Origin of the sequence: Mycobacterium kyorinense (genome assembly GCF_001672775.1) — a bacterium.
GTDB classification, from domain to species: Bacteria; Actinomycetota; Actinomycetes; order Mycobacteriales; family Mycobacteriaceae; genus Mycobacterium; species Mycobacterium kyorinense_A.
Window position 1 is genome coordinate 1 of sequence record NZ_LZKJ01000050.1, and the last position, 24819, is coordinate 24819.

A 24819-nucleotide genomic window follows, 5' to 3' on the forward strand; every position below is an offset into this window, starting at 1 on the left:
GGATCTGGGTGAAGTACGCCAGAAAAGCGATCAGCGAGCCGACCTGCATCTGGCCGTGGTCGATGCGCAGGCCGCCGAACCAGATCAGCGCGACGCTGGAGCAATTGATGGTCAGCGTCGTGAGCGGCAACATCAGCGCCTGCCAGTTTCCGGCGGCCAGCGCAGTGTTCGACAAGGCGAGGTTGGCCTCGTCAAATCGTTGACGTTCGAAGGCCTCCCGCGCGAATGCCCGCACCACCCGTACGCCGGAAAGCTGCTCGCGCATCACCCGGTTGATGTTGTCGAGCAGTCGCTGCATGCTGCGGAAGATCGGCAGCATGTGCGAGACGATCCAATAGTTCGACACCGTCAGCACCGGGACGCTGACCAGCAGCAGCCAGGACAGCCCGGCGTCTTGGTGGATGGCCATGAAGATGCCGCCGACACACATGATCGGCGCGGTGACCAGCACCGTGCAACTCATCTGCACCAGAAACTGGATCTGGCGGACGTCGTTGGTGGTCCGGGTCAGCAGCGACGGCGCACCGAAGCGCGCCGTCTCGTGGTCAGAGAACGTGGTGACGTGATGGAACATCGCCGAGCGCAAATCCCGGCCGAACCCCATCCCGGTGCGGGAACCGAAGTAGACCGCGCCGACCGCGCACACCGCCTGCAGTCCGGTGACGGCCAGCATCACCGCGCCCAACCGGATGATGACGCCGGTGTCGCCCTTGGTGACGCCGTCGTCGATGATCGACGCGTTCAACGTCGGCAAGTACAGCGACGCCAACGTGCTGATCAGTTGCAGCGTCATCACCGCCGCGACCAGCCATCGGTACGGCCGGACGTACTGGCGCAGCAGTGCCAGAAGCATTTGGTAACTGTCCCACACCGGCTGGCGTCGAGTCGTGACGCCTGCCGGTTGGGTCGGTGCATCGTAGACACCCGCGGAGGGAGAACAAAGTCCTGGTCAGCGCGCGTGTCGGTGGTTGACCACCGGCGCTGCCGCTACAGTGCATCGTGTGATCAGCAGAAGGTGCGCGTAGTGGTGCGGCGCAACGTGGCGGCGCTGACCCTCGCGGTAGCGACTTTGATCCCGACGGTGGCCGCATGTTCCGATTCCAACTCCGACCAGCCGCAGCCGAGCGACAGTTCGCGGCCGGCGTCCTCGGAAGGCCATCATGGTCCGTTCTTCCCGCAATGCGGTGGCGTCAGCGACGAGACCGTTGGCCAGCTGACCCAGATGAGCGGGCTGATCAATACCGCCCAGAACTCGGTGGGCTGCCAGTGGCTGGCGGGCGGCGGAATCCTCGGCCCACATTTCTCCTTCTCCTGGTATCGCGGCAGCCCGATCGGACGCGAACGCAAGACCGAGGAGTTGTCGCGGTCGAGCGTCGAAGACATCAACATCAATGGCCATGGCGGTTTCATCGCTATCGGCAGCGAACCGACGTTGGGTGACTCTTTGTGCGAGATCGGCATCCAGTTCCAGGACGACTTCATCGAATGGTCGGTCAGCTTCAACCAGAAGCCGTTTCCCGACCCGTGCAACGTCGCCAAAGAGCTGACGCGACAATCGATTGCGAACTCGAAATGAGTCGGTCGGTGCGCCACAATCTGCTCGTCAGTGCGGCTGTTGTGCTTGCGACGCTGGCCGTGCTGACCGGCTGCACCCGGTCGGTGGGCGGTACCGCTGTCAAAGCGGGCTCGGGCGACGTCCAGCGCAACAACAATTCCGAACAGCAGTACCCGAATCTGCTCAAGGAATGTGAGGTGCTGACGACCGACATCCTCGCCAAGACCGTCGGCGCCGACCCGCTCGATATTCAGAGCACCTTTGTCGGCGCGATCTGTCGTTGGCAGGCGGCCAACCCGGCCGGCCTGATCGACATCACCCGGTTCTGGTTCGAGCAGGGCAGTCTCGACAACGAGCGCAAGGTCGCCGAGGGATTGAAGTACCAGATCGAGACCCGGTCCATCAACGGTGTGCCATCGATCGTGATGCGGCCCAACGACCCGAACGGCTCGTGCGGTGTGGCCAGCGACGCCGCCGGCGTCGTCGGGTGGTGGGTCAACCCGCAGGCGCCGGGTATCGACGCGTGCGCGCAGGCGATCAAGCTCATGGAGCTGACGCTGTCGACGAACTCCTGACGGTGGTTACTCGTCGTCAGAGTCGGTCGGCTCGTCGCCGGCAATCATCGGCGGAGACTCCGGCGGGTCGCCGAACACGTTGATCGGCAGCGGCAAGGGATCGAAGTCGTCGAGCATCGGCAGTTGGCCGACATCGCCGCCCGCGCCCGATCCGCCCAGAGCCCAGCTCCCCGGAGCCAGAACTTCGTGGTCGGCACTGATACCGGGGGGATTGAAAAACACCGATTCGTTGGTGGTGAGCTCGGTGGCAGGAGTCTGCACTTCGGGTAGCGACGGCCGTACCGGATTCGCGATGATGATGCCGGCACCGATGAGCAGCACGCTGGCTACGGCTTTGTGGCGAACGGCTGACTTCATAACCATGTCTTCTGCGGCTGTCGGTGCTCAGCATTACGGGCGCTCTCAGGCCGGTATTCGGCTTGTACGAGGCTAGCTGAGATAAACCTGAGCGACGTCCGTATTCGTTAATGTTCTTCTCATTCATCCGACGGGCGTGATAGCGCTGCGACGGCAAGAACTCAACGCGGCACATGAAACTCGATCAGCGCGGCGCCGCCAGGGGTGAGGTCCTTCCACGAGCCGCCAACCTGCAGCGCCGCGATGCCTGACGTCGGGAACTTCGCTGCGACCGCATCGACGGCAGCCGCACTGGTGCCCTCGGCGCCGGACAAGATGATCGCCACCGCGGACATCGTCGGCTCGTGCCCGACGATCAGCAGCGTGCCGATTTCGTCGTCGATCCCGTTGATTTCGTCGATCACCGTGCCGGGGCTGGCGCCGTAGAGCCGCTCGACGTAACGCACCGGCGCATCGACGGCCGTTCGCGCCAGCGTCTGTCGGGCGCGGGTTGCGGTCGAGCACAGCACGGCGTCGACGGCGGGCAGTTGGGCACGCAGCCACTCACCGGCCAAGGCCGCTTCCCTTTCGCCGCGCGGCGCCAGCGGCCGATCGTGGTCGGCTACCTCATCGGGATATGCGGATTTCGCGTGCCGAAGCAGCACCAGCATCCGGTGTCGACCAGTCATTCGACCAACGGTAAGGCACCCCACCGCTACTCAACTCAGACCTGCCGATCGGCCTCCCCGGACTTGTCGGGGCCCGGTCCTACACTCGCGATGCCTGGATCACGACGGGCAGGAGGGGACGGATCGACATGCGGTTCTTACACACCGCCGACTGGCAGCTCGGCATGACCCGTCACTTCCTCGCCGGCGAAGCCCAGCCCCGATATTCGGCCGCGCGCCGCGACGCGGTGGTGGGGCTCGGCGCGTTGGCTGCCGAGGTCAACGCCGAATTCGTCGTGGTCGCCGGCGACGTTTTCGAACACAACCAGCTCGCCCCGCAGGTGGTCAGCCAGTCCCTGGAAGCCATGCGCGCCATCGGCATTCCGGTCTACCTGTTGCCGGGCAACCATGATCCGCTGGACGCGGCGTCGGTGTACACCAGCGCGTTGTTCACCGCGGAATGCCCAGACAACGTGGTGGTGATTGACCGGGCCGGGATCCATGAGCTGCGCCCGGGTCTGCAGATCGTGGCCGCGCCCTGGCGGTCGAAAGCACCTACCACCGACTTGACCGGCGAGGTGCTCGAAGGCCTGCCGGCCGACGGCGTCACCCGGGTGCTCGTCGCGCACGGCGGCATCGATGTGCTCGACCCGGATCCCGGCAAGCCGTCGTTGATTCGGCTCGCCGGGGTCGACGACGCGCTGGCCCGCGGCGCCATCCACTACGTCGCGTTGGGCGACAAGCATTCGGTCACCGACGTCGGTGACAGCGGCCGGGTCTGGTATTCCGGGTCCCCGGAAGTCACCAACTTCGACGATATCGAGCCGCGGCCAGGACACGTATTGGTCGTCGACATCGACGAAGCGGATGAGCAGCGCCCGGTCACCGTCGAGGCCCGCGCGGTTGGCCGGTGGCGGTTTCTCACCCTGCGCCATCAACTCGACAACAACCGCGATATCGCCGATTTGGATCTCAACCTCGACCAGATCAGCGACAAGGACCGCACGGTGATCCGACTGGCCTTGGAAGGGTCGTTGACGGTCACCGACCGCGCTGCCTTGGACGCGTGCTTGGACCGATATTCGCGGTTGTTCGCCTGGCTGGGTTGTTGGGATCGGCACACCGATGTGGCGGTGATCCCCGGCGACGGCGAGTTCGACGACCTCGGGATCGGGGGATTCGCCGCCGCCGCCGTCGAGGAATTGGTTGCGACGGCACGCGCGGACGACGCCGAAGCCGCCGAGGATGCCCAGGCGGCGCTGGCGCTACTGCTGCGGCTCGCCGACCGAGGTGCGGCATGAAGCTGCACCGGCTGGTCCTGACCAATTACCGCGGCATCGGCCACCGCGAGATCGACTTTCCCGACCACGGCGTGGTCGTGGTGTGCGGCGCCAACGAGGTCGGCAAGTCGTCGATGATCGAGGCGCTGGATCTGCTGCTGGAATCCAAGGACCGCTCGACAAAGAAAGACGTCAAGCAGGTCAAACCGACCCACGCCGACGTCGGCTCGGAGATCACCGCTGAGATCAGCACTGGCCCTTATCGTTTCGTCTACCACAAGCGTTTTCATAAACGGCCCGAGACGCAGTTGACGGTGCTGACGCCCCGCCGCGAACAACTGACCGGCGACGAGGCGCACGAACGGGTGCGGGCCATGCTGGCCGAGACGGTCGACACCGAGTTGTGGCAGGCCCAGCGAGTGCTGCAGGCAGCCTCGACCGCGGCGGTCGATCTGTCCGGCTGCGACGCGTTGTCGCGGGCGCTCGACCTTGCCGCCGGTGACGCGGTCACGCTGTCGGGCAGCGAGCCGGCGCTCGTAGAACGGATCGACACCGAGTACGCCCGCTACTTCACCGCGACCGGACGGCCGACAGGGGAGTGGGCGGCGGCGACGTCGGCGCTGCGCGATGCCGAGGCCGAAGTGGAGCAGTGCGCCGCCGCGGTCGCCGAGATCGACGACCGCCTACATCGGCATGCCGCCCTGACCGCGGAGTTGGCCGACTGCTCGCAGCAGCAGCAGGCCGCGGGCGAGCGGCACACCGCGGCTCAAGCCGCGGCAGACCACATCGGCCGGCTTGCCGAACAGTTACGGGAAGCCGAGCTGGTCGCTGCGGCCGCGGCCGCCACCAGCACCGCGTCGACAGCCGCGCACAGCGAACGGGTGCGGTTGGGCAACGAAATCGACACGCGTACCGCGACAATCGCTGCGCTGGAGGCCGAGGCGCGCGAGGCTGCCGAGGCGGAGTCGACGGCTGCAGAGGTCGTGGCGGCCGCTGACTGCGCTGTCGCGCAGTCCGAACAGGTGCTGGCAGCTGCCCAGCAGCGGGCCGGCTCTGCTCGGCGCATTGTCGACGAGCTGTCCCGCCGCGACGAAGCTGAGCGGTTGGCGGCCCGGCTGGACAAGATCGACACCGCCCAGCGCGAACACGATCAGATCTGTCGCGAGTTTGCCGCGATAGCGCTGACCGACGAGGCGCTGCAGCGCATCGAGCAGGCCGTCGCCGCCGTCGATCGGGCCGACGGGCAACTCGCGCTGGTTTCGACGACGGTGGAATTCACTGCGGCCACCGACGTCGACCTGTCCGTCGACGAGCAACGGGTGTCGCTGATCGCCGGACAGCGTTGGTCGCTGACAGCCAGCGCCGCAACCGAGGTCGAGCTGCCCGGCGTCGTGACACTGCGGTTCCGCCCGGCGGTTACCGCAGCCGAGGTCCAGGCCACCTACGCTGCGGCACAAGAAGAATTGGCCGCCGCACTGGCCGCCGGTCGGGTCACCGACGTGGCCGCCGCGCGAAACACCGAGCAGCGTCGCCGCGAGCTGCAGCACAACCGTGACCGGCTCGCCGCCACTCTGACCGGGCTGTGCGGCGAGGAGCAGCCCGAGCAGCTGCGCTCGCAGCTGGCCCAGCTGCGGGCCGATCAACCCGATCCTGCTGGCGCTGCGATGGATAGCGCTGCGGCCCGCGCCGAACTCGAGGCGGCCGACGCGGCGAGCGGGCAAGCCGCGAGAGATTGCGAAACCCATCGCCGGGTCGCGGCCGCGGCGCGCCAAAAGCTCACCGAGATCGCCACGCAGGCAACGGTTCTGCGTGACAAGCTGGCCTCCCAGCACGCGGAGCTGACTGCCGTCGCCGACCGGCTGGCCCAGCAACGGGCATCCTGCGCCGACCACGATCTGGCGGCTACCGCGGCTGCCGACCAGCGCGCGACGCAAGCAACGCAGCAACGGGTCGCCGAGCTCTCCGAGCAGCTAACGGCTGCCTCGCCCGACGCGGTGGCCGCCGAGTTGGCCGAAGCCACCGAGGCGGCTGAAGCACTGCAGACCCGCCTTGACGAGGCCGACCGCGCGCTACGCGAGATCGCGGTCGAACTCACGGTGTTCGGCACCGAGGGGCGTCAGGGCAAGCTCGATGCCGCCGAGATCCAGCGCGAACACACGCACAACGAGTACACCCGGGTGGGCCGGCGAGCCCGTGCCGCACAGTTGTTGCGGTCGGTAATGGCGCGCCACCGCGACACCACCCGACTGCGCTACGTCGAGCCGTTTCGCGCCGAGCTGGAGCGGCTCGGGCGACCGGTGTTCGGCCCGAGTTTCGAGGTCGATGTCGACAGCGCGTTGTGCATCCGCAGCCGCACCCTCGACGGGTGCACGGTGCCCTACGAGTCGCTGTCGGGCGGGGCCAAAGAGCAACTCGGAATCCTGGCGCGATTGGCCGGCGCGGCGCTGGTGGCCAAGGAGGACACCGTCCCGGTGCTCATCGACGACGCGCTCGGGTTCACCGACCCGGCGCGGCTGGCCAAGATGGGCGAGGTCTTCGACACCCTGGGAGCAGACGGACAGGTGATTGTGCTGACCTGCACTCCCGACCGCTACGACGGCGTCAAGGGCGCCCACCGTATCGAATTGAGCGCCTAACGCTCGCGGTGGCCCTAAACTCCCCGAAAAAGAGGGGTGCGCATGGACGACGTCGACTGCGACTACGTGATCGTCGGAACCGGTTCGGCCGGCTCAGTGATCGCCAACCGGCTCAGCGCCGATCCCGCGACAACGGTGCTCGCGTTGGAAGCCGGACCGCCGGACAAGAACAGATTCATCCGTATCCCGGCGGCGTTTTCCAAGCTGTACCGCAGCGAGGTGGACTGGGATTACCTGACCGAACCGCAGAAAGAGCTGAACGGTCGCGAAATCTATTGGCCGCGAGGCAAAGTGCTTGGCGGCTCGTCGTCGATGAACGCGATGATGTGGGTACGCGGATTCCGGGCCGACTACGACGAGTGGGCCGACCACGCCGGACCGGAATGGGGCTACGCCGAGGCGCTGGGCTACTTCCGTCGCATCGAGAACGTCACCGCGGCGTGGCCGTTCGTCAGCGGTGACGACAGCGGCGTGACCGGTCCGCTGCATGTGTCGCCACAACGCAGTTCCCGTCCGTTGACGGCGGCGTGGCTGGCAGCGGCGCGTGAATGCGGATTCGGTGCTGCGCGCCCGAATTCCGCTGAGCCGGAGGGCTTCTGCCAAACCGTGGTCACCCAGCGTAAGGGCAGTCGGTGCAGCATCGTCGACGCCTATCTCAAACCGGCGATGCGCCGCAAGAACCTGCAGGTGCTCACCGAGGCCACCGCGACCCGTGTCGTCATCGACGGTGGGCGGGCCGTCGGTGTCGAATTCGAACAGGATGGGCAACGACGCGTCGCCCACGCACGCCGGGAGGTGGTGCTCTGCGGCGGCGCCATCAACAGCCCGCAGTTGCTGATGCTCTCCGGCATCGGCCCCCGCGACCACCTCGACGACCACGGCATCGACACCGTGTGCGATGCGCCCGAAGTCGGGCAGAACCTGCGCGACCACCTGGTCACGCCGCTGGGATTCGAGGTGGCCGAGGACAGCTTGTTTGCCGCCGAGAAGCCCAAACAGCTGATCAACTACCTGTTGCGGCACCGAGGCATGCTCACCTCCAATGTCGGTGAGGCCTATGGCTTTGTCCGCAGCCGGCCCGAGTTGGACCTGCCTGACCTCGAGTTGATCTTCGCCCCCGCGCCGTTTTACGACGAGGGGCTGTTAGCCGCGCCGCCTGGGCACGGTGTCGTGTTCGGACCGATCCTGGTCAGACCCGAAAGCCGCGGACAGATCCTGTTACGGTCGGCCGATCCGCACGCCAAGCCGACCATCGAACCGCGCTACCTGTCCGACCCCGGCGGCGTGGACCGCGCCGCGATGATGGCCGGCCTGCGCATCTGCGTGCAGATCGCCGAAGCCCCGGCGCTGAAGGGGCTCCTCGGTCCGATCGCCCGACCGCGCAATGCCACCGAACTCAACGAGGCCACCCTCGAGGACGCGCTCAACACCTGTTCGCACACCCTCTATCACCCGGTCGGCACCTGCCGAATGGGCAGCGACGGCGCCAGCGTGGTAGACCCGCAATTGCGGGTCCGCGGCGTCGATGCGCTCCGGGTTGCCGACGCGTCGGTGATGCCGAGCATCATCCGCGGGCACACCCACGCGCCGTCGATCCTGATCGGGGAGAAGGCGGCGGATCTGATCTCCTCATAACCGCGAGAGTGCAACTGCCGACGGGTCTACTCGAGAAACGCGTCGCTAGTTGCACTTTCGCGGCACAGGATGTCAGCGTGTGAAACCGATTGCGGTGTAATCCAAGTCGGCCAGCCCGGGCGCACCGAAATTGGCCAGCGAGCTGCGCACCGCGATGTCACCGGGAGACTGCGTCAGCGGCAAGCTGAACACCTCGTCCCAGAGCAATGTGTCGACGTCGTTGGCCAACGCGCGCGCTTTCGCAGGATCGAGTTCTGCCAGTGTCTGTTCGATTTTGGCGTCGATCTGCGGGCTGCCGATCTTGCCGTAGTTGCCCTCGCCGTGTGAGGCGTAGATCTGGGTGAGCCCGGCCAACGGAAACGCGTCACCGATCCAGCTGAACTGGGTGATGTCGAAGTCGCCGACGTTGACGTAGCGGGTGAAGAACCCACCGCCGGCTTTGACGTCGAGTTGGAGTTTGACGCCGATCTGCGCCAGGTTGTGCTGGGTGATCTGGGCGAACTGCCGGTTGCTCTGCGCATCGTAGAGCACGTCGCGGATGACCAGTTGGCGCCCATTTTTTTCCCGGAACTTGCCGTTGAGCTTCCAGCCCAGATCGTCGAGTTCACGCTTGGCCTGCTCCGGGTCGTAGGCGACGACGGCGCTGTTGTCCTGGTAGCCCTCCTGCCCGGCGACGTAGACGTGATTGTTCAGCGGTGCTGGGTCGTTGGCGAGCCCGCGCTGCGTCACGTTCGCAATCATCTGCCGGTCAATCCCTTTGGCGACGGCCCGGCGCAACGCCTTGTCGGCCAGTATCGAGCCTTCAGCCCCGTTGATGGTGAAGTGATTCCACATCGGGGCCGAAGCCCGCCGGATCGAGATGCCATCGGTGCGCCGCGCGACCGTCAGTTGGTCCAACGAGCCCACTCCGGTGGCGTCGATGGTGTTGTTCTGCAGCGCCGGCAGCCGCGCGGCGTCGTCGAGCACCATGAAGGTGATGTTGTCCAGCAGCGGGGTCTTGCCCCACCACTTGGGATTCCGCGTCAACACGACCCGTTGAGCGCTGCGGTCCAACGAGGACACGATGAACGGACCGGCCGACGGACCCGGCCGCGTCAGCTGGCCGCTGTTGAACACCTCGGGGTCGGCAGTCATGCTCTTCGGCAGCAACATCGAATTGCCGGCGAACATGCCGCGCCACTCCGCGTAGGGCTTCGCGAAGGTCATGACCGCCTGCCGGTCGTTGACGCCACGGGTCACCGACGCGACCCGGTCGCTGCCGTTCGGTCCGGCGATGGCGAACGCCTTGTCGACGCCGCTGGTGGCATGGATCTGTGCGGCGATGTCTTCCCAGGTGACCGGCGTGCCGTCGGACCATGTCGCTTTCGGGTTGATCGTGTAGGTGACGACCTGCGGATTGGTTCCGGTCAACTCAACGCTGGTGAAGTAGTCGGTGTTGACCGTCGCCGAGCCGTCGGGGCCGATGTTGAACGCCCGCGGCAGGGTCGGTTTCATGATGGAACCGACGTCGCCGGTATTACCGTCGATGTTCAAGGTATTGAAGTTGGGCGGGAATTCGCTCAGCGCCAGCCGCAGGCTGCCGCCTTCGCGCAGCGTCGCGGGATCCTGCGGGTTGATGTCGCTGGTGGTGCCTACCTTGGCGGTGCCGCCGGCCCCCGGAATCTCAATGGTGCCCGCCGAGCATCCGGTAACGAGCATCGCGGCGGCGAGAATCGCCGCGGTGACCCGCCTGAGGCTAGCCACGGGTCGGGTCCGGTTGGGGCACCGCAGCCAGCAGCCGCCGTGTGTAGTCGTGTCGGGGCCGGCTGAATATCTCGTCGCTGTCTCCTTGTTCGACGATCGACCCCCGGTACATCACCGCTACCTGGTGTGCGAGGTGTTTCACGACTGAAAGGTCATGTGACACAAATAGATAGGACAGCCCGAAACGCTGTTGGAGGTCAAGGAGCAGATTGATGATGCCAGCCTGGATGGAGACGTCCAGTGCGGACACCGGCTCGTCGAGCGCGAGAATCTTGGGCTGCAGTGCGAGTGCTCGGGCGATGCCGATGCGCTGTTTTTGTCCTCCGGAGAACTCGGCCGGGTAGCGGCTGGCGTCGGCTCGTCGCAGGCCGACGAGGTCGAGGAGTTCGGCCACCCTGCTGTTGGTCGCGCTTTTGCTGAAGCCGTTGGCGTACAACGGTTCTGCCAGCACGTCGAAAACCGGCAGCCGCGGATCCAGCGATGCCACCGGATCTTGGAAGACGACTTGCAGGTTGCGCCGCAGGGCGCGGCGACGACCTGCGTTCAGCGTCGCGACGTCGGTGCCGAGCACTTCGATCGATCCGAATTGCGGCACGGCCAGTGCCAGGATCTGGTGCAGGGTCGTCGACTTGCCCGATCCCGATTCGCCGACGATGCCCAGTGTGCGGCCTTGCTGCAATTCGAAGCTGACGCCGTCGACGGCGCGGACTTCGCCGATCTTGCGGCGCAGCAGCACACCTTTGGTCAGCCGGAACGTTTTGGCGAGATCTTGGACCCGAACGACGACTTCGGTGTCGTCGGGTTCGCTGGTGGCAGATTCAGTGCTAAGGCCGTAGATGTCGGCGGCGCTGCGCCCGACGACGTGTTCGGTCCGGATGCACGCCGCGCGGTGCTCGGGTGCGACGGCGATCAGGTCGGGCTCCTGCGCGCGGCATTCGTCGATGGCCAGCGGACAGCGCGGCGCGAACGGGCATCCCGGTTCGAGGCCGGCCAGCGACGGCGGCGCGCCCGGTATCGGCACCAACCGGGTGCCCTGGGCGGCGTCGAGCCGCGGCACCGAGCCCAATAGTCCCACGGTGTAGGGCATTTGACGGTCGCGGTAGAGGTCGTCGACTGCGGCGGACTCGACGACGCGTCCGGCATACATCACCAGCGCGCGATCGGCGAACTCGGCGACCACTCCCAGATCATGGGTGATGATGAGTACTCCGGCGCCGGTGACGTCGCGGGCCGTCTTGAGCACCTCGAGGATCTGTGCCTGGACCGTGACGTCGAGTGCGGTGGTGGGCTCGTCGCAGATCAACAGGTCGGGGTCGTTGGCGATCGCGGTCGCGATGACTACGCGTTGTCGTTCGCCCCCGGACAACTCGTGTGGAAACGCACGGGCCCGCCGCTCGGGCTGGGTGATCCCGACCAACTCGAGCAGTTCCACCGCGCGGTGGCGGGCGGCTTTCTTGCCGACCCCCGACTGGTGCGCTTCGATGGCTTCGGCGATCTGGTCGCCGACGGTGTAGACCGGCGTCAGCGCCGACATCGGGTCCTGGAACACCATGCCGATGGCCTTACCGCGGAACCGGGACATCGCACCATCGGCCAAGCCCAACAGCTCGGTGCCGTGCAGCCGGACCGAACCGCTCACCTCGGCGTACTCGGGCAGCAGTCCCATCACCGCCATCGCGGCCGCTGACTTTCCCGAGCCCGATTCACCGACCATGGCGACCACCTCGCCGGCGTCGACGTGATAGCTCACACCGCGCACCGCGCTCACCCGTTCGCTGTCGGTCGGGAAGCTGACGGCGAGGTCGGTCACCTCCAACAGCGGACTCACCGGCGCCCTCGCCGCTGGGTTCGGCTGCTCGGATCGAATGCGTCGCGCAGGCCGTCGCCGGCCAAGTTGGCGCACACCAGGATCAGCACCAACACGCCAGCGGGAAACAGGAACACCCAGGGAAAGGTGATTGCCGACTGGGTGCCGTCGGCAATCAACGTGCCCAGCGAAACATCGGGTGGCTGGATGCCGAATCCCAAGAAGCTCAAGCCGGTTTCGGCCAAAATCGCCACCGCGACGTTCAAGGTGGCGTCGATGATCAGGATGGACGCCACGTTGGGGACGATGTGACGCGCGATGATGCGGCGATTGGCGACGCCCATATACCTTGCGGCCTGGATGAATTCGCGTTCGCGCAGGCTTATCGTCAAACCGCGCACCATCCGCGCGCTGACCATCCAGCTGAAGCCGGCCAGCAGCAGGATCAAATAGATGATATTGGCCGAGTTCTTGGTACGCGGGGTGACGATCGCGATGAGGATGAAGCCCGGCACCACCAGCAGCAAGTCCACGATCCACATCAGCGCGCGGTCGCGCCAGCCGCCGAAGTACCCGGCGACGGACCCGACCGTGGCCGCGATGCCGGTGGAGATGACTGCCACGCAGACGCCGATCAGCATCGACTTCTGCATGCCACGCAACGTTTGGGCCAGCAGGTCCTGGCCCAGCGCGTTGGTTCCCAACCAGTGCTCGACGCCCGGCGGCTGCAGCAGCGCGGTGTAGTCGAGGTCGTTATAGGAGTAGGGCAGCACCGACGGAAGCAGATAGCAGCCGGCGAACAACACCACGAGGATCGTCAGCGCAAACACCGCGGCGCGGTTCCGCAAGAACCGCCGCACCACCAGCGTGCGGCGCGAAACGAATTCCTCGGCAGCCAAACCGGATTGCGCACTCGTCGCAGTCGCGTCCGTCATGACACCCGTACCCTGGGATCGAGCGCGGCGTAAATGACATCGGAGAGCAATCCGGCCAGCAGCACCGCCGCGCCGGTGAACACCGTGATCGCGGCGATGATGTTGGTGTCTTGGGTGGCCACGCCCTGGATCACCCATTCGCCCATGCCGTGCCAGCCGAAGATCTTCTCGACGAAGACCGCGCCGGTGACCAGCCCGGCCACCCCGTAGGCGAACAACGTGGCCATCGGGATCAACGCGGTGCGCAAGCCGTGCTTGAACAGGGCGCGGCGTCGGGTGAGGCCTTTGGCGCGGGCGGTGCGGATGAAGTCCTGGCCCAGCACGTCAAGCATCGCATTGCGTTGGTAGCGGCTGAAACCGGCGGCGGACACCAGCGCCAGCGACAGCGTCGGCAAAATCAAGTGCTGTAACCGGTCGACGAGTTGATGCCACACTCCGCCGGTGACGCCGGGTGATGTCTCCCCGATGTACTCGAACACGCGAAGGTCGAGGGCCCAGTTCACCCGCAACGCAGCCAGGATCAGCAGGTTGGCGATCACGAAGGTCGGGGTCGACAGCACCAGCAGCGCAACCATGGTGACGACTCGGTCACTGAGCCGATACTGCCGAATCGCACCCCATGCCCCCAACACCACACCGGTGGCCGTTCCGACCACCGAGCCAATGACCAGCAGCCGCAGGCTGACTCCGATGCGGCGACCCAATTCGGCAGCGACGGGCTGACCGTTGACCGTTGCGCCGAAATCGCCTCGAACGGCATGTGAAGCCCAGTGGGCATAACGGACGGGTATGGGTTTGTCCAGGCCCAACTGGGCGGCTTTGGCGTCGATGACCGCCTGCGGTGGGCGCGGGTTGCGTTGCAGCAGGTTGTCCAGTGGCGAAAATGCCAGCGAGGTCAGGCAGAACGACAAGAACGACGCCAGCGCCAGCAGCACGATGTAATTGATCAGGCGACGCGCCAAAAAGCGGGTCATGCCCGAACGTCCCGCCTGTGCTGCATGATCCACAGGGTAAAAGATGAGCCCCGGCGAATAGCGGATACCGCAGCTACCGTCGGCGATTCAGATCGCACTGATTTTGATGGGTGAAATTCGCTACGCCGATTGCTAAAATCACCAGCTTGGTTGTGCGTGCAGCAAACGCTACTGCGACACAAGGAGATTGGCGTGACGGTCACCGACGACTACTTGGCTCACAATGCCGAATACGCAAATTCCTTCAACGGGCCGCTCCCGATGCCGCCAAGCAAACACGTCGCGATCGTCGCGTGTATGGACGCACGCATGGACGTCTACCGCATGCTCGGGATCCAGGAGGGCGAGGCGCACGTCATCCGCAATGCCGGCGGCGTGGTCACCGACGATGCGATCCGGTCACTGGCGATCAGCCAGCGGTTGTTGGGCACCCGGGAGATCATCCTGATTCACCACACCGACTGCGGGATGCTCACCTTCACCGACGACGACTTCAAACGCGCTATCGCCGACGAGACCGGTATCAAACCGTCCTGGGCCGCCGAGGCCTTCCCCGACTCGGCCGACGACGTTCGCCAGTCGCTACGTCGCATCGAGTCCAGCCCCTTCGTCACCAAGCACGAGTCGCTGCGCGGATTCGTCTTCGACGTCGCCACCGGCAAGCTCAACGAGGTCACGGGCTAAGCGCGAACACGTCGCACGTTTCGGCGCACCGCGACGGTGCGCTGGCATCACGCCGGGCGCGGCAGTTGATTGACAAGCCGCGGTCACCGCTGGTTTTATACGTGTTAAAGCTCAGAAAGATGGCCAATCCAGCCTACTTTACCCAGAATCCTGCGGGGGCCCATGACCAGCCACGTTACCGCCGGCCCAGCGGCCGGACACGACGATCGTCGTCCAGTTCCCGGGCAATACGAGCTCAGCCATTTGCGGCTGCTGGAGGCCGAAGCCATCCACATCATTCGCGAGGTGGCTGCCGAGTTCGAGCGACCGGTGCTGTTGTTTTCCGGCGGCAAAGACTCGATCGTGATGCTGCATCTGGCGCTCAAGGCGTTCCGTCCGGGCCGGCTGCCGTTCCCGGTCATGCATGTGGACACCGGCCACAACTTCGACGAGGTCATCGCCACCCGCGACGAGCTGGTCGCCCAGACAGGCGTGCGCCTGGTGGTGGCGTCGGTGCAAGACGACATCGATGCCGGGCGGGTCGTGGAGACCATCCCGTCGCGCAACCCCATCCAGACGGTGACCCTGCTGCGTGCGATCCGGGAGAACAAATTCGACGCGGCGTTCGGCGGCGCGCGGCGCGACGAGGAGAAGGCTCGCGCCAAAGAACGGGTGTTCAGTTTCCGTGACGAGTTCGGCCAGTGGGACCCGAAGGCCCAGCGCCCGGAGCTGTGGAACCTCTACAACGGCCGGCACCACAAGGGGGAGCACATTCGAGCGTTCCCGTTGTCGAACTGGACCGAATTCGACGTCTGGTCCTACATCGGGGCCGAGAAGGTGATGTTGCCGTCGATCTACTTCGCCCACCGACGCAAGGTCTTCGAGCGCGACGGGATGCTGCTGGCCGTCCACCGGCACATGCAACCTCGCGCCGACGAGGAGGTGTTTGAAACGACGGTGCGATTCCGCACCGTCGGTGACGTCACCTGTACCGGCTGCGTGGAGTCGACCGCTTCCACCGTGGCCGAAGTCATCGCCGAGACTGCGGTGTCCCGGCTGACTGAACGCGGCGCCACCCGGGCCGACGACCGCATCTCCGAGTCGGGCATGGAAGACCGCAAACGGCAGGGGTACTTCTGATGGCGACATTGCTCCGCATCGCCACGGCGGGCTCCGTCGACGACGGCAAATCCACGCTGATCGGGCGGCTGCTGTATGACTCCAAGGCCGTCATGGAAGACCAGTGGGCCTCGGTGGAGCGCACTTCCAAGGAGCGCGGTCACGACTACACCGACCTGGCGTTGGTCACCGACGGTCTGCGCGCCGAGCGCGAGCAGGGCATCACGATCGACGTGGCCTACCGCTACTTCGCCACGCCCAAGCGGAAATTCATCATCGCCGACACCCCGGGCCACATCCAGTACACCCGCAACATGGTGACCGGGGCGTCCACCGCCCAGTTGGCGATCGTGCTGGTCGACGCCCGCCACGGCCTGCTGGAGCAGTCCCGCCGGCACACCTTCCTGGCGTCGTTGTTGGGCATCCAGCACATTGTGCTCGCGGTCAACAAGATGGACCTGATCGGCTGGGACCAGAAGGTTTTCGAGGCGATCCGCGACGAGTTCCATGCCTTCACCACCCGGCTTGACGTGCACGACGTGGCCACCATCCCGATGTCGGCGCTGCACGGCGACAACGTGGTGACCAAGTCCGACCAGACACCCTGGTACGACGGGCCGGCGCTGCTATCGCATCTCGAGGAGGTCTATATCGCCGGCGACCGCAACATGGTCGACGTGCGGTTCCCCGTTCAGTACGTCATCCGGCCCCAGACCCGCGAGCATCAAGACCACCGCAGCTATGCCGGCACCGTGGCCAGCGGGGTGATGCGTCCCGGCGACGAAGTGACGGTGCTGCCGACCGGAAAAACCAGTCGCATCACGGCGATCGAAGGCGCGACCGGACCGGTGGAGGAAGCGTTTCCGCCGATGGCGGTTTCGGTGAGCCTCGCCGACGACATCGACATATCCCGCGGTGACATGATCGCCCGGCCCACCAATCAGCCCAGGGTCGCCCAGGAGTTCGACGCGACGGTGTGTTGGATGGCCGATTCCGCGAGCCTGGAGCCCGGCCGCGACTACATCATCAAACACACCACCCGCACCACGCGAGTGCGGGTCACCGAGCTGGACTACCGGCTCGATGTCAACACCCTGCACCGCGACAAGTCCGCAACGGCGTTGCAGCTCAACGAACTTGGCCGGATCTCGCTGCGCACCCAGGTGCCGCTGCTGCTCGACGAATACAGCCGTAACGCCAGCACCGGGTCGTTCATCCTCATCGACCCCGCGACCAATGGCACGGTGGCGGCGGGCATGGTGCTGCGCGACGTTTCGGCGCGCACCGCGAGCCCGAACACGGTGCGGCACAAGTCGCTGGTGACCGCCGAGGACCGGATGGCGCGGGGTCGCACCGTGTGGTTCACCGGCCTGTCGGGGTCAGGCAAGTCCTCGGTGGCCATGCTGGTCGAGCGCAAACTGCTCGAACAAGGCGTGCCCGCTTATGTTCTCGACGGTGACAACCTGCGGCACGGCCTGAACGCCGATCTGGGCTTTTCGATGGCCGACCGCGCCGAGAATCTGCGCCGGCTGGCGCACGTGGCGGCCTTGCTCGCCGACTCGGGCCACACCGTGTTGGTGCCGGCGATCAGCCCGCTTGTCGAGCACCGCGAACTGGCCCGACAGGTCCACGTCGAGGCCGGTCTGGACTTCCTCGAAGTGTTCTGCGACACGCCGCTAGAGGACTGCGAGAAGCGGGATCCCAAGGGTCTGTACGCCAAAGCGCGGGCCGGGTTGATCACCCATTTCACCGGCATCGACAGTCCCTACCAGCGGCCGAAGAACCCGGATCTGCGGCTCACGTCGGACCGCAGCCTCGAGGAGTTGGCGCAGCAAGTCATCGACCTGCTCGGGCCCGGCGCGTGAACGATCACGAGCTGGCCGGTCAATTAGCCGGCCAGGCCGGTGAGCTGCTGCTTGCCGTGCGAGACGAGCTGTCCGATGCGACCGAGGGCGAGCGAAAAGCGGCGGGGGACAAGCGCTCCCACGATTTTCTGATGGATGCCCTGGCACGTGAGCGGCCCGAGGACGCGGTGCTTTCCGAAGAAGGCGCCGACAATCCGGTGCGGTTGCAAGCGCGCCGGGTGTGGATCGTCGATCCGTTGGATGGCACTCGGGAGTTCTCTGAGCTCGGCCGCGACGACTGGGCGGTTCACGTAGCGCTGTGGGAAGCCGGGGAACTCGTTGCGGGGGCGGTCGCATTGCCCGCGCAGGGCGTCACGCTGGCCACACCCGCCGTCGCATTCCCACCGGCATACTCTGGTCCGCCGCGGATCGTGGTGTCGCGCACCCGTCCGCCGGCGATTGCCCTGCAGGTCCGCGACCACCTCGACGGCAGCCTGGTGGCCATGGGTTCGGCCGGAGCCAAGGTCGCCGCCGTCGTGCAGGGTTTGGCCGATGTCTACGTCCACGCCGGCGGGCAATACGAATGGGATTCCGCAGCGCCGGTCGCGGTGGCCCGCGCGGCCGGACTGCACACCTCGCGGATCGACGGGACACCGCTGGAGTACAACCGGGCCGACCCGCTGCTGCCCGACCTGGTGGTATGCCGCCCCGAATACGCCGAGGCGGTGTTGGCCGCGACCGGCTGAATTGTGGTCCGCAACAACACGCGGTGCTGAAGGAGCCGAAAACCGGTGTTACCCGCGGCTTTGCGGGCGCATATCGTCTTCGCGCTCCGCGCGCGGCACCAATGTTGGAGCGGTCAGCTGGCCGGGCTGCGGCCAATTGCTGAACGCTTCGGCGTAGCTATGGCTCATCAACTCGAGTGCGGTACCCCACGGGTCGGCGGCGTAGGCCAGCGTCCAGGGGCGCCCGGGCACGAATTGGGTTGGCGGTGTCAGCAACGTGCCACCGTGTCCGACGATGTGGTTGACCATCGCCTGAACGTCAGGGTGGGCGATACACAGATGCCAAAGCCCGCGGTCCAGCCAGGGCACTGGTTCGTGCGGTGGCCGCGGCCCGCGGGTCGGCGGGTCAATGAACTGGAACAGCTCAATGCCCACCGAATTCCCGCTCAGCAGGTGTGCTTGCCAGGCTTGCCGGAAGCGGTTGCCGAACACCGGTGCGGCCTCCGTATGCCCGGTGGCTTCCAGCACGCGCGGACCCATGATGCAGCGAAAGCCGAACACCGTTCCATACCAGTCGATCGCGGCATGGATGTCTGGGACAGTCACCCCGATATGGTTGATGGCAAGAGCTGCTGCCGGCGGCGCGGAAGACATCGGCGACTCCTTCATTCAAGTCAGCGGTTCGTTCTCGATAGCGCAGCCGCCCGTGCCGCCATCTCGTAGAGGGCGGCGAAGTCCGACTTGCCGTATCCGTGGCCGATCGCGGTCTGGATGAGTTGGTGCGTGGTTGCCGCCACCGGCATCGGAACCTCAAGTTCTCGTGCGGCGGCGAGCCCCAAGTCAAAATCCTTGCGCAGGTTCTCGGTGGTGAAGGTTGGCTCGTAGTTTCGAGCCCGTATCGCTTGGCCTTTGTGCCGGATGAACGTCGACCCCAACACGGAGCCGTCGATGAAATCCAGAAAATCCGAAGGCGCCACGCCGCCTTTCTGGGCCAAAGTTGTCGCTTCGGCCAATGCTTCGCTCACCATGCCCAGCAGCAGGTTGTGGCATAGCTTGGTGAGCAGCGCCTCTCCGCCGGTGCCGCAATAGGTCACGCTGGGCGTGATCGCGCGCAGATGTGGTTCGACAGTCTTGAAGGCCTCCGCCGCGCCGGAAACGATAAGCGACGCGCGTCCCTCCGCGACCATGTCCGCATTGCCGCTCACAGGGGCGGACAGGAACGCGATATCACGGTTCGCGGCCTCGGCGCGGACCGCGGCTGCTGCCTGCGCTGACACAGTTGAACAGTCCACCACTATGCGCAACGTCGGTTGCGCTCGAAGCAGGCCGGCTGGGCCCGATGTCACCGCGAGCAGGTCCGGCGAGGAGGTGACCGTAGTGAACACAATGTCGCAACGCCCGAGATCGCTCGCCCGCTCAGCTGCGGTGGCCCCCAGTTCAATCAGCGGGGCGGTTTTCGACGCTGTGCGATTCCAGACGGTCAATGCGACGCCGTCCGCGAGCAGGCGGGCCGCCATCGCAGTACCCAGCCGGCCCGTTCCCAGCCAGCCGATGTGATGGTTCGTATGCATGATTCTCCCTTCACGGCAAGGGCTTCACCTGAGCTAGCGCACGGCGGAGAGGTGTCCCGGGTACGCCTCGTAACCGATCTCCTCGACCGCGCCCACGCCGGCGAAGAAATGCAGCACCTGGGCGGGTGCGTCGCTCACGTTCCGAAACTCATGCCAGTTACCACGCGGAATGACCAGCAACTGCCCGGCTTTGAACTGCATCGCGTGATCCGCTTCGCCGACGAACTGCACCGTTCCGGTGAGCGGGACCATGACCATGTCGGCGTGCGGGTGCCGGTGCATATGGTGAATGAATCCGGGCGGGAATGTGAATATGTCGACCACGACGTCCGGTGTCCCGGTCAACGATCTGCTCAGCAAGTGCCGGTTCAACTGGTAGCCGGTGATGTCCCACCGGGTGAAGAGTTCTTCCGGAACCTCATCGAATGTCAGCAAGCGAACATCCGCCATCTCAACCTCCCAACCGTCGATGTATGTAATACTACACACGATGTGCAGTATCTTGTCAACGTACTCCTTGGGTGGTGACCAGCTTCCAGGGACTGAGGCACATTCCGTGAGTCGGTGGCGTGAGAGCTTTGGCTAGCGTTACGCTAGAACGCACATTACGTTCGCTATCTTGTACAGAGGGAGTTTTCATGCCGGGTAGTTCGGCTGCCGGCGCGCCACACGCGGCAACGGGTGGCCTCGGCGGACGGCTGCGTCAGGTCCGCGCACTCCGGGGGATGTCGGTACGTGAACTCGCCCGTCGGGCGGGATGCTCGGCCAGTCTCATCTCTCAGGTGGAGCGGGGCGTCACGGCGCCGTCTGCCAATGTGGTCTACGCGCTGGCGAATGAGCTGGGCGTCTCGCTGGACTTGTTGTTTGGGGCTGAACCGATCGAACCAGCGGCTCTCTCGTCTGGTGGCAGCGTTGCGACCGCTCCCGACGCGACCGGTCCGTGGGGGCGCGCGAGCGGGCCCGACGGCGCGGGCATAGTGCAACGGGCAGGAAGCCGCAGCACCATCGAACTGTCCACGGGCGTTCGCTGGGAGCGCCTCACGCCGGCGCATGACAGCAGGGTTGATTTTCTCGAAGTCGTCTACGCGCCGGGCGCCCAGTCCTCCGACAGCGGCCAAGCCGTCCGGCATGACGGTCGTGAATACCTTTGTGTCTTAAAAGGTGAACTCGAAGCGGTCATCGGATTCGACATGCTGAGGCTGTCCGAAGGGGATTCGCTGGCCTTCAACCCCGCAACACCCCATCACTACCGCAACCCCACAACTCGGATCGTTCGGGTCTTATCCGTCGTCGTGCACGACCCCGCAACGTAGCCGGCTGCGAATCAACCTGAATGAGGCGCCGTTGCGCGCTATTTACTGAGTGTCTTCCTCTGGTTGGTCGGGGCGGTTGATCTACGAGGTCTCGGCGGGCGGAGTGAGTACGAGACCGGACACCCCGTTGCGGACGAATCCGGCGGTCGGGTGGGTGAAATGACTACCGAGCACAAGGGTTTGCGTATCGACGAGGCTCGACAGCATTGCCTTCCGTGTTCGTTCCGCGACAGCCCCGTCGACGTCGGCACCACAGCACAGATCCGGGTAAGCGACCTGGACGGGGTGGTGCAGGAAATCTCCGGTGACCAGTGCGGTCCGGCCGGCCGATGCGATCCGGACCGACACGTGCCCTGGAGTGTGACCTGGCGTGGGGATAAGCTCGACCCCCTCTGCGATCTCGACGGGCGTCTCGACATCGACGAGATCTAATTGGCCGGCGTCACGCACGGGGGTGACTGAATCGGCGAACATCCGCTGCTGATCTTCGTTCAACGACGCGGCCGCCCAATAGTCCCACTCCGAACGACTGGTCAGGTAGCGAGCATTCCGGAAGGTGGGTTGCCAAACCCCTTGGCGCAGAGTGGTGTTCCATCCGACGTGATCGCGATGAATGTGCGTGTTGATCACGAGGTCGACCGAATCCGGGTCGAATCCCGTCTTCCCCAGATTCGCAGGATAGTCGGTGTCAAGGTTGTTCCACGCCGGGTTGTCTCGAACCTTGTGGTTGCCGACACCGGTGTCGATCACAATCCGGGTGCCACTGATGTCGACAACGAAACTGTGCACCGACAGACGAATCTCGCCGCGGGCGTCGACAGCCGACGGGTCCAACCAGCGCTGGCCCGCAACAAGTTCGGCGGTCGCCCCGGGCAGCAGCCAGCTGCCTTGCCCTTCCAGTACGACTTCGTCGACGCGACCGATTTTCGCGTTCCCCACCGTCCAACGTGCCGGTGTTCCGGTCACGATCAGCTCTGGGTGCTCACGGCAAATTCCCGGTCGATGGTGGCATCACGACGCCACGTCTCTGGCGCGCCGAGGACGTCCGCCAGCCGCTGCGCACAGACTGCCAAGAGTTTCTCACCCTTGTCGGCGGTGGCGAGCCGGGCATCCCCGGCAACGCCGGACTCGGTGATCTCCTCGAACGAGCGCCAGAGATAAACGGGTACGTTGTCGGACTGCAGTCCGCATTCGGGGCCGTGCGCGTCGGGAACGCGTTCCGCGACAACCAGATCGGGGTGTGCGGCAAGCATCATCGATGTCTCTCCCTCGCACGCGTGCATCACACCGCTCTGGCCCTCGAGGATCTCTTCGATGTCATCCGCTGCAGCGGTGAGGTAGGTCGTCACCGCGACGGTGACGGGCAATTCCGCGGTCAGTTCGTTGACGATGGCGTTGAGGGCCGAGATGTTCCCTCCGTGACCGTTCACCAGCGCGATCCGGGTGAACCCGGCACGCATGATTGACCTGCAGACATCCCGGAGCACAGCGTGATACGTCGGCAGGCTCAGCGTGAGCGTGCCGCCGAAGCGCATGTGGTGCTCCGCCAGCCCCCACCACAGCGGTGGGGCAACCACCACGGGCATCCGTTCGATCAGCAGGGTCGCGACCCTGTTCGCCGCCTCGAGAGCCAGCAGCGCGTCGACTCCGCTGGGCAGATGGGGGCCGTGCTGCTCGATCGAACCGACAGGAAGCAACACCAGTCCACCTCGGCACGCCCGATCCCGCAGTTGCTCGACGGTCATCTTCTCCCAGGAATACTGCATGTTGCTTGCTCTCGTCGTTGCTCGCATTTACTAGACTGGACTGTACAGTACACCTCTGCGACGACGGCTACAAGCCGCTCATCGCGATCATCACCGTTGGCAACTTCGTCGAAATCCGCGAACTATTCCTCGTGGGGGAGTTCTTATCCGTCTTATCCGGCGGAGCTCGCCAGGTTCATCGTGCAGACGGTGCATATCGCGCCATGAACGTCGCGACGGTCTCGTCGACCACAACGCTTGCCGGCGGAGGCTTGGAGACCAACTCGCCAAAGCCCATGACGTGAGGCCATAACGCAACCTCCTGGAGCAACCCGAAGAACTGGTGGGCAGCCAGCTCGGTCGACCGGCACTCGATAAGACCGTCGGCGGCCCATCGCTCAAGCTGGTCCACCAGCGCCCGCAACAGTGGTTCCTTGCCGGACCGATAGAACTCCTCGGCGATCCACGGCAATCTCCGAGACTCCGCAACCACCAAGCGGATGAAACCGACCTGATCGTTCTCACCGACAAACTCGAGAATCGCTTCAGCGAAGCGCCTAAGCACCGCATCCACAGGCCGCGCGGTTTCATCCATGAGATCCTCGGCACGGCCGGCCCGCAGCCTGGACCAGTGCCGGTCCACCATCGCGCGGAACACCGATTCCTTGCTACCGAATCGGTTGTACAACGTCTGCCGGGCCACCCCCGCCGACGTCGCAATCCGATCCAGGTTCACCCCTGTGTATCCGTCTCGCAGGAACAACTCCCGCGCCGCATCGAGAATCCTGCTGGTCGTTTCCGAGTCAGACTCCGCCGCACTCTTCGCCGTTCGTACCATCCGCTGCCCTCCCCGGCGGTCGCCGCAATGCGGCACCAGGTACTTGAGCTACTCGCCTCGCGACTAGCTGCACTGTATACCCGACGTGGCTCAATCTGGCTGGTCGGCCACGCTCCGCTGCCGCCGTGGCCGTCGAAAATTGGGGCCACGTTGCGCTTCGACAGCCCGCACCGGCCGACGTCGTCACGTTGCTTAATCTCGGGAAGTGACCGGCTGAATTGCGGTCCGCAGCATCGCCGGGCGGCGTATGGGGAGTGGCAGAATCCACAGCATGCGGATGTCGGCCAAAGCGGAATACGCGGTGCGAGCGATGGTGCAACTAGCGACGGTCGATGATGGCGCACTGGTCAAAACCGACGAGCTGGCCCAAGCGCAGGGCATACCCTCGCAGTTTCTCGTCGACATTCTGTCCGACCTGCGCACCGATCGCCTGGTCCGCAGCCACCGCGGCCGCGACGGCGGCTATGAACTGGCGCGGCCCGGCACCGAAATCAGCATCGGCGACGTGCTGCGCTGCATCGACGGGCCGCTGGCCAGCGTCCGCGACATCGGGCTCGGCGATCTGCCCTATTCCGGCCCGACGGCCGCGCTCACCGACGTGTGGCGGGCGCTGCGCGCCAGCATGCGTTCGGTGCTGGAGGAAACGACGGTGGCCGACGTGGCGTCGAGCAACCTGCCCAAACACGTCGCGCAGCTTGCCGACGATTATCGCGACCAGGAAAGCCAGCGCCACGGCCCCCGCGGCTAACCCGCGAGCGTGCTCAGTGTCATCGTGAGGGTGCTGCGTGCGGCGTGTCTGCGTGACGGTGGCCGTGTCGTGGTGGTTGGTTCTGGATCACCTGGTGTCTGACTCTGAG

The 24819-nt window shown here is 65.5% G+C and carries 24 protein-coding genes; 11 read left to right on the forward strand and 13 right to left on the reverse strand.

Annotated features, from left to right (window positions below):
* On the reverse strand, positions 1-853 hold an 853-nt coding region (locus tag A5707_RS04810; RefSeq protein WP_197495249.1), incomplete at its 3' end, for an ABC transporter permease.
* Between the two features lie 174 nt (positions 854-1027).
* On the opposite strand from A5707_RS04810, the gene A5707_RS04815 reads away from it, so the two are divergent.
* Together A5707_RS04815 and A5707_RS04820 are read left to right on the forward strand one after the other, a co-directional pair.
* Complete coding sequence (locus A5707_RS04815; RefSeq protein ID WP_065013400.1) at positions 1028-1576, forward strand: DUF3558 domain-containing protein; 549 nt, start codon at positions 1028-1030, stop codon at positions 1574-1576.
* A gap of 20 nt (positions 1577-1596) precedes the next feature.
* Entirely contained in the window at positions 1597-2130 is a 534-nt protein-coding gene (locus A5707_RS04820) for a DUF3558 domain-containing protein (RefSeq protein ID WP_419866389.1), read from the forward strand.
* A gap of 6 nt (positions 2131-2136) precedes the next feature.
* On the opposite strand, the gene A5707_RS04825 is transcribed toward A5707_RS04820, so the two are convergent.
* Positions 2137-2487 carry a hypothetical protein gene (locus A5707_RS04825; protein ID WP_065013383.1) on the reverse strand — a complete coding sequence of 117 codons (351 nt, stop codon included), beginning with the start codon at positions 2485-2487 and terminating at the stop codon, positions 2137-2139.
* A gap of 161 nt (positions 2488-2648) precedes the next feature.
* Complete coding sequence (locus A5707_RS04830) at positions 2649-3155, reverse strand: SixA phosphatase family protein (protein WP_065013384.1); 507 nt, start codon at positions 3153-3155, stop codon at positions 2649-2651.
* A gap of 128 nt (positions 3156-3283) precedes the next feature.
* Here A5707_RS04830 and A5707_RS04835 point away from each other — a divergent pair, with 128 nt between their 5' ends.
* The 3 genes from A5707_RS04835 to A5707_RS04845 are packed head-to-tail and all read left to right on the forward strand — an operon-like array spanning position 3284 to position 8685.
* Positions 3284-4435, forward strand: a complete 1152-nt coding sequence (locus A5707_RS04835; RefSeq protein ID WP_065013385.1) for a metallophosphoesterase family protein — start codon at positions 3284-3286, stop codon at positions 4433-4435.
* Complete coding sequence (locus tag A5707_RS04840; protein WP_065013386.1) at positions 4432-7050, forward strand: AAA family ATPase; 2619 nt, start codon at positions 4432-4434, stop codon at positions 7048-7050. The genes A5707_RS04835 and A5707_RS04840 overlap by 4 nt, the downstream gene beginning before the upstream one ends.
* A gap of 42 nt (positions 7051-7092) precedes the next feature.
* Complete coding sequence (locus tag A5707_RS04845) at positions 7093-8685, forward strand: GMC family oxidoreductase (RefSeq protein WP_065013387.1); 1593 nt, start codon at positions 7093-7095, stop codon at positions 8683-8685.
* A gap of 72 nt (positions 8686-8757) precedes the next feature.
* On the opposite strand, the gene A5707_RS04850 is transcribed toward A5707_RS04845, so the two are convergent.
* The 4 genes from A5707_RS04850 to A5707_RS04865 are packed head-to-tail and all read right to left on the reverse strand — an operon-like array spanning position 8758 to position 14144.
* Positions 8758-10383 (reverse strand): ABC transporter family substrate-binding protein, encoded by a 1626-nt coding sequence (locus A5707_RS04850; protein ID WP_065013402.1) that lies wholly within the window; start codon positions 10381-10383, stop codon positions 8758-8760.
* A gap of 37 nt (positions 10384-10420) precedes the next feature.
* The gene (locus tag A5707_RS04855; RefSeq protein WP_065013388.1) at positions 10421-12256 is read right to left on the reverse strand and encodes a dipeptide ABC transporter ATP-binding protein; all 1836 of its coding nucleotides are present in this window, start codon (positions 12254-12256) and stop codon (positions 10421-10423) included.
* Complete coding sequence (locus A5707_RS04860) at positions 12253-13170, reverse strand: ABC transporter permease (protein ID WP_065013389.1); 918 nt, start codon at positions 13168-13170, stop codon at positions 12253-12255. Before A5707_RS04860 ends, A5707_RS04855 begins: the two co-directional genes overlap by 4 nt.
* A complete protein-coding gene (locus tag A5707_RS04865; RefSeq protein ID WP_065013401.1) occupies positions 13167-14144 on the reverse strand; it encodes an ABC transporter permease in 978 nt (325 codons plus the stop codon). Before A5707_RS04865 ends, A5707_RS04860 begins: the two co-directional genes overlap by 4 nt.
* Before the next feature lie 192 nt (positions 14145-14336).
* On the opposite strand from A5707_RS04865, the gene A5707_RS04870 reads away from it, so the two are divergent.
* From A5707_RS04870 to A5707_RS04885, 4 genes are all read left to right on the forward strand, one after another.
* On the forward strand, positions 14337-14828 hold the full coding sequence (locus tag A5707_RS04870; RefSeq protein ID WP_065013403.1) for a beta-class carbonic anhydrase: 492 nt from the start codon (positions 14337-14339) through the stop codon (positions 14826-14828).
* A gap of 162 nt (positions 14829-14990) precedes the next feature.
* A complete protein-coding gene (cysD, locus tag A5707_RS04875) occupies positions 14991-15947 on the forward strand; it encodes a sulfate adenylyltransferase subunit CysD (protein ID WP_065013390.1) in 957 nt (318 codons plus the stop codon).
* A complete protein-coding gene (cysC, locus tag A5707_RS04880) occupies positions 15947-17791 on the forward strand; it encodes an adenylyl-sulfate kinase (protein ID WP_065013391.1) in 1845 nt (614 codons plus the stop codon). Before cysD ends, cysC begins: the two co-directional genes overlap by 1 nt.
* Positions 17788-18516, forward strand: coding sequence for a 3'(2'),5'-bisphosphate nucleotidase CysQ (locus tag A5707_RS04885; RefSeq protein ID WP_065013392.1), 729 nt, complete (start codon positions 17788-17790; stop codon positions 18514-18516). Before cysC ends, A5707_RS04885 begins: the two co-directional genes overlap by 4 nt.
* Before the next feature lie 48 nt (positions 18517-18564).
* On the opposite strand, the gene A5707_RS04890 is transcribed toward A5707_RS04885, so the two are convergent.
* From A5707_RS04890 to A5707_RS04900, 3 genes are read right to left on the reverse strand one after another with little or no spacing between them, the layout of a single operon-like run.
* Entirely contained in the window at positions 18565-19149 is a 585-nt protein-coding gene (locus A5707_RS04890; protein ID WP_065013404.1) for a VOC family protein, read from the reverse strand.
* Between the two features lie 20 nt (positions 19150-19169).
* Complete coding sequence (locus A5707_RS04895) at positions 19170-20066, reverse strand: NAD(P)-dependent oxidoreductase (protein WP_065013393.1); 897 nt, start codon at positions 20064-20066, stop codon at positions 19170-19172.
* Positions 20067-20099: 33 nt separating this feature from the next.
* Complete coding sequence (locus tag A5707_RS04900; RefSeq protein WP_065013394.1) at positions 20100-20516, reverse strand: cupin domain-containing protein; 417 nt, start codon at positions 20514-20516, stop codon at positions 20100-20102.
* Positions 20517-20704: 188 nt separating this feature from the next.
* Between A5707_RS04900 and A5707_RS04905 the strand changes: the two genes are divergently transcribed.
* On the forward strand, positions 20705-21379 hold the full coding sequence (locus A5707_RS04905) for a helix-turn-helix domain-containing protein (protein ID WP_065013395.1): 675 nt from the start codon (positions 20705-20707) through the stop codon (positions 21377-21379).
* An 81-nt stretch (positions 21380-21460) separates the two neighbouring features.
* Here A5707_RS04905 and A5707_RS04910 read toward each other — a convergent pair whose 3' ends face one another.
* The 3 genes from A5707_RS04910 to A5707_RS04920 all read right to left on the reverse strand — a co-directional run bounded on the left by A5707_RS04910 (position 21461) and on the right by A5707_RS04920 (position 23962).
* Positions 21461-22345 carry an MBL fold metallo-hydrolase gene (locus A5707_RS04910; RefSeq protein WP_156657569.1) on the reverse strand — a complete coding sequence of 295 codons (885 nt, stop codon included), beginning with the start codon at positions 22343-22345 and terminating at the stop codon, positions 21461-21463.
* A gap of 2 nt (positions 22346-22347) precedes the next feature.
* Positions 22348-23145 carry a creatininase family protein gene (locus tag A5707_RS04915; RefSeq protein ID WP_197495251.1) on the reverse strand — a complete coding sequence of 266 codons (798 nt, stop codon included), beginning with the start codon at positions 23143-23145 and terminating at the stop codon, positions 22348-22350.
* Positions 23146-23320: 175 nt separating this feature from the next.
* The gene (locus A5707_RS04920; RefSeq protein WP_065013398.1) at positions 23321-23962 is read right to left on the reverse strand and encodes a TetR/AcrR family transcriptional regulator; all 642 of its coding nucleotides are present in this window, start codon (positions 23960-23962) and stop codon (positions 23321-23323) included.
* A gap of 271 nt (positions 23963-24233) precedes the next feature.
* Here A5707_RS04920 and A5707_RS04925 point away from each other — a divergent pair, with 271 nt between their 5' ends.
* Positions 24234-24710 carry an Rrf2 family transcriptional regulator gene (locus tag A5707_RS04925; protein ID WP_065013399.1) on the forward strand — a complete coding sequence of 159 codons (477 nt, stop codon included), beginning with the start codon at positions 24234-24236 and terminating at the stop codon, positions 24708-24710.
* Positions 24711-24819: the final 109 nt, after the last annotated feature.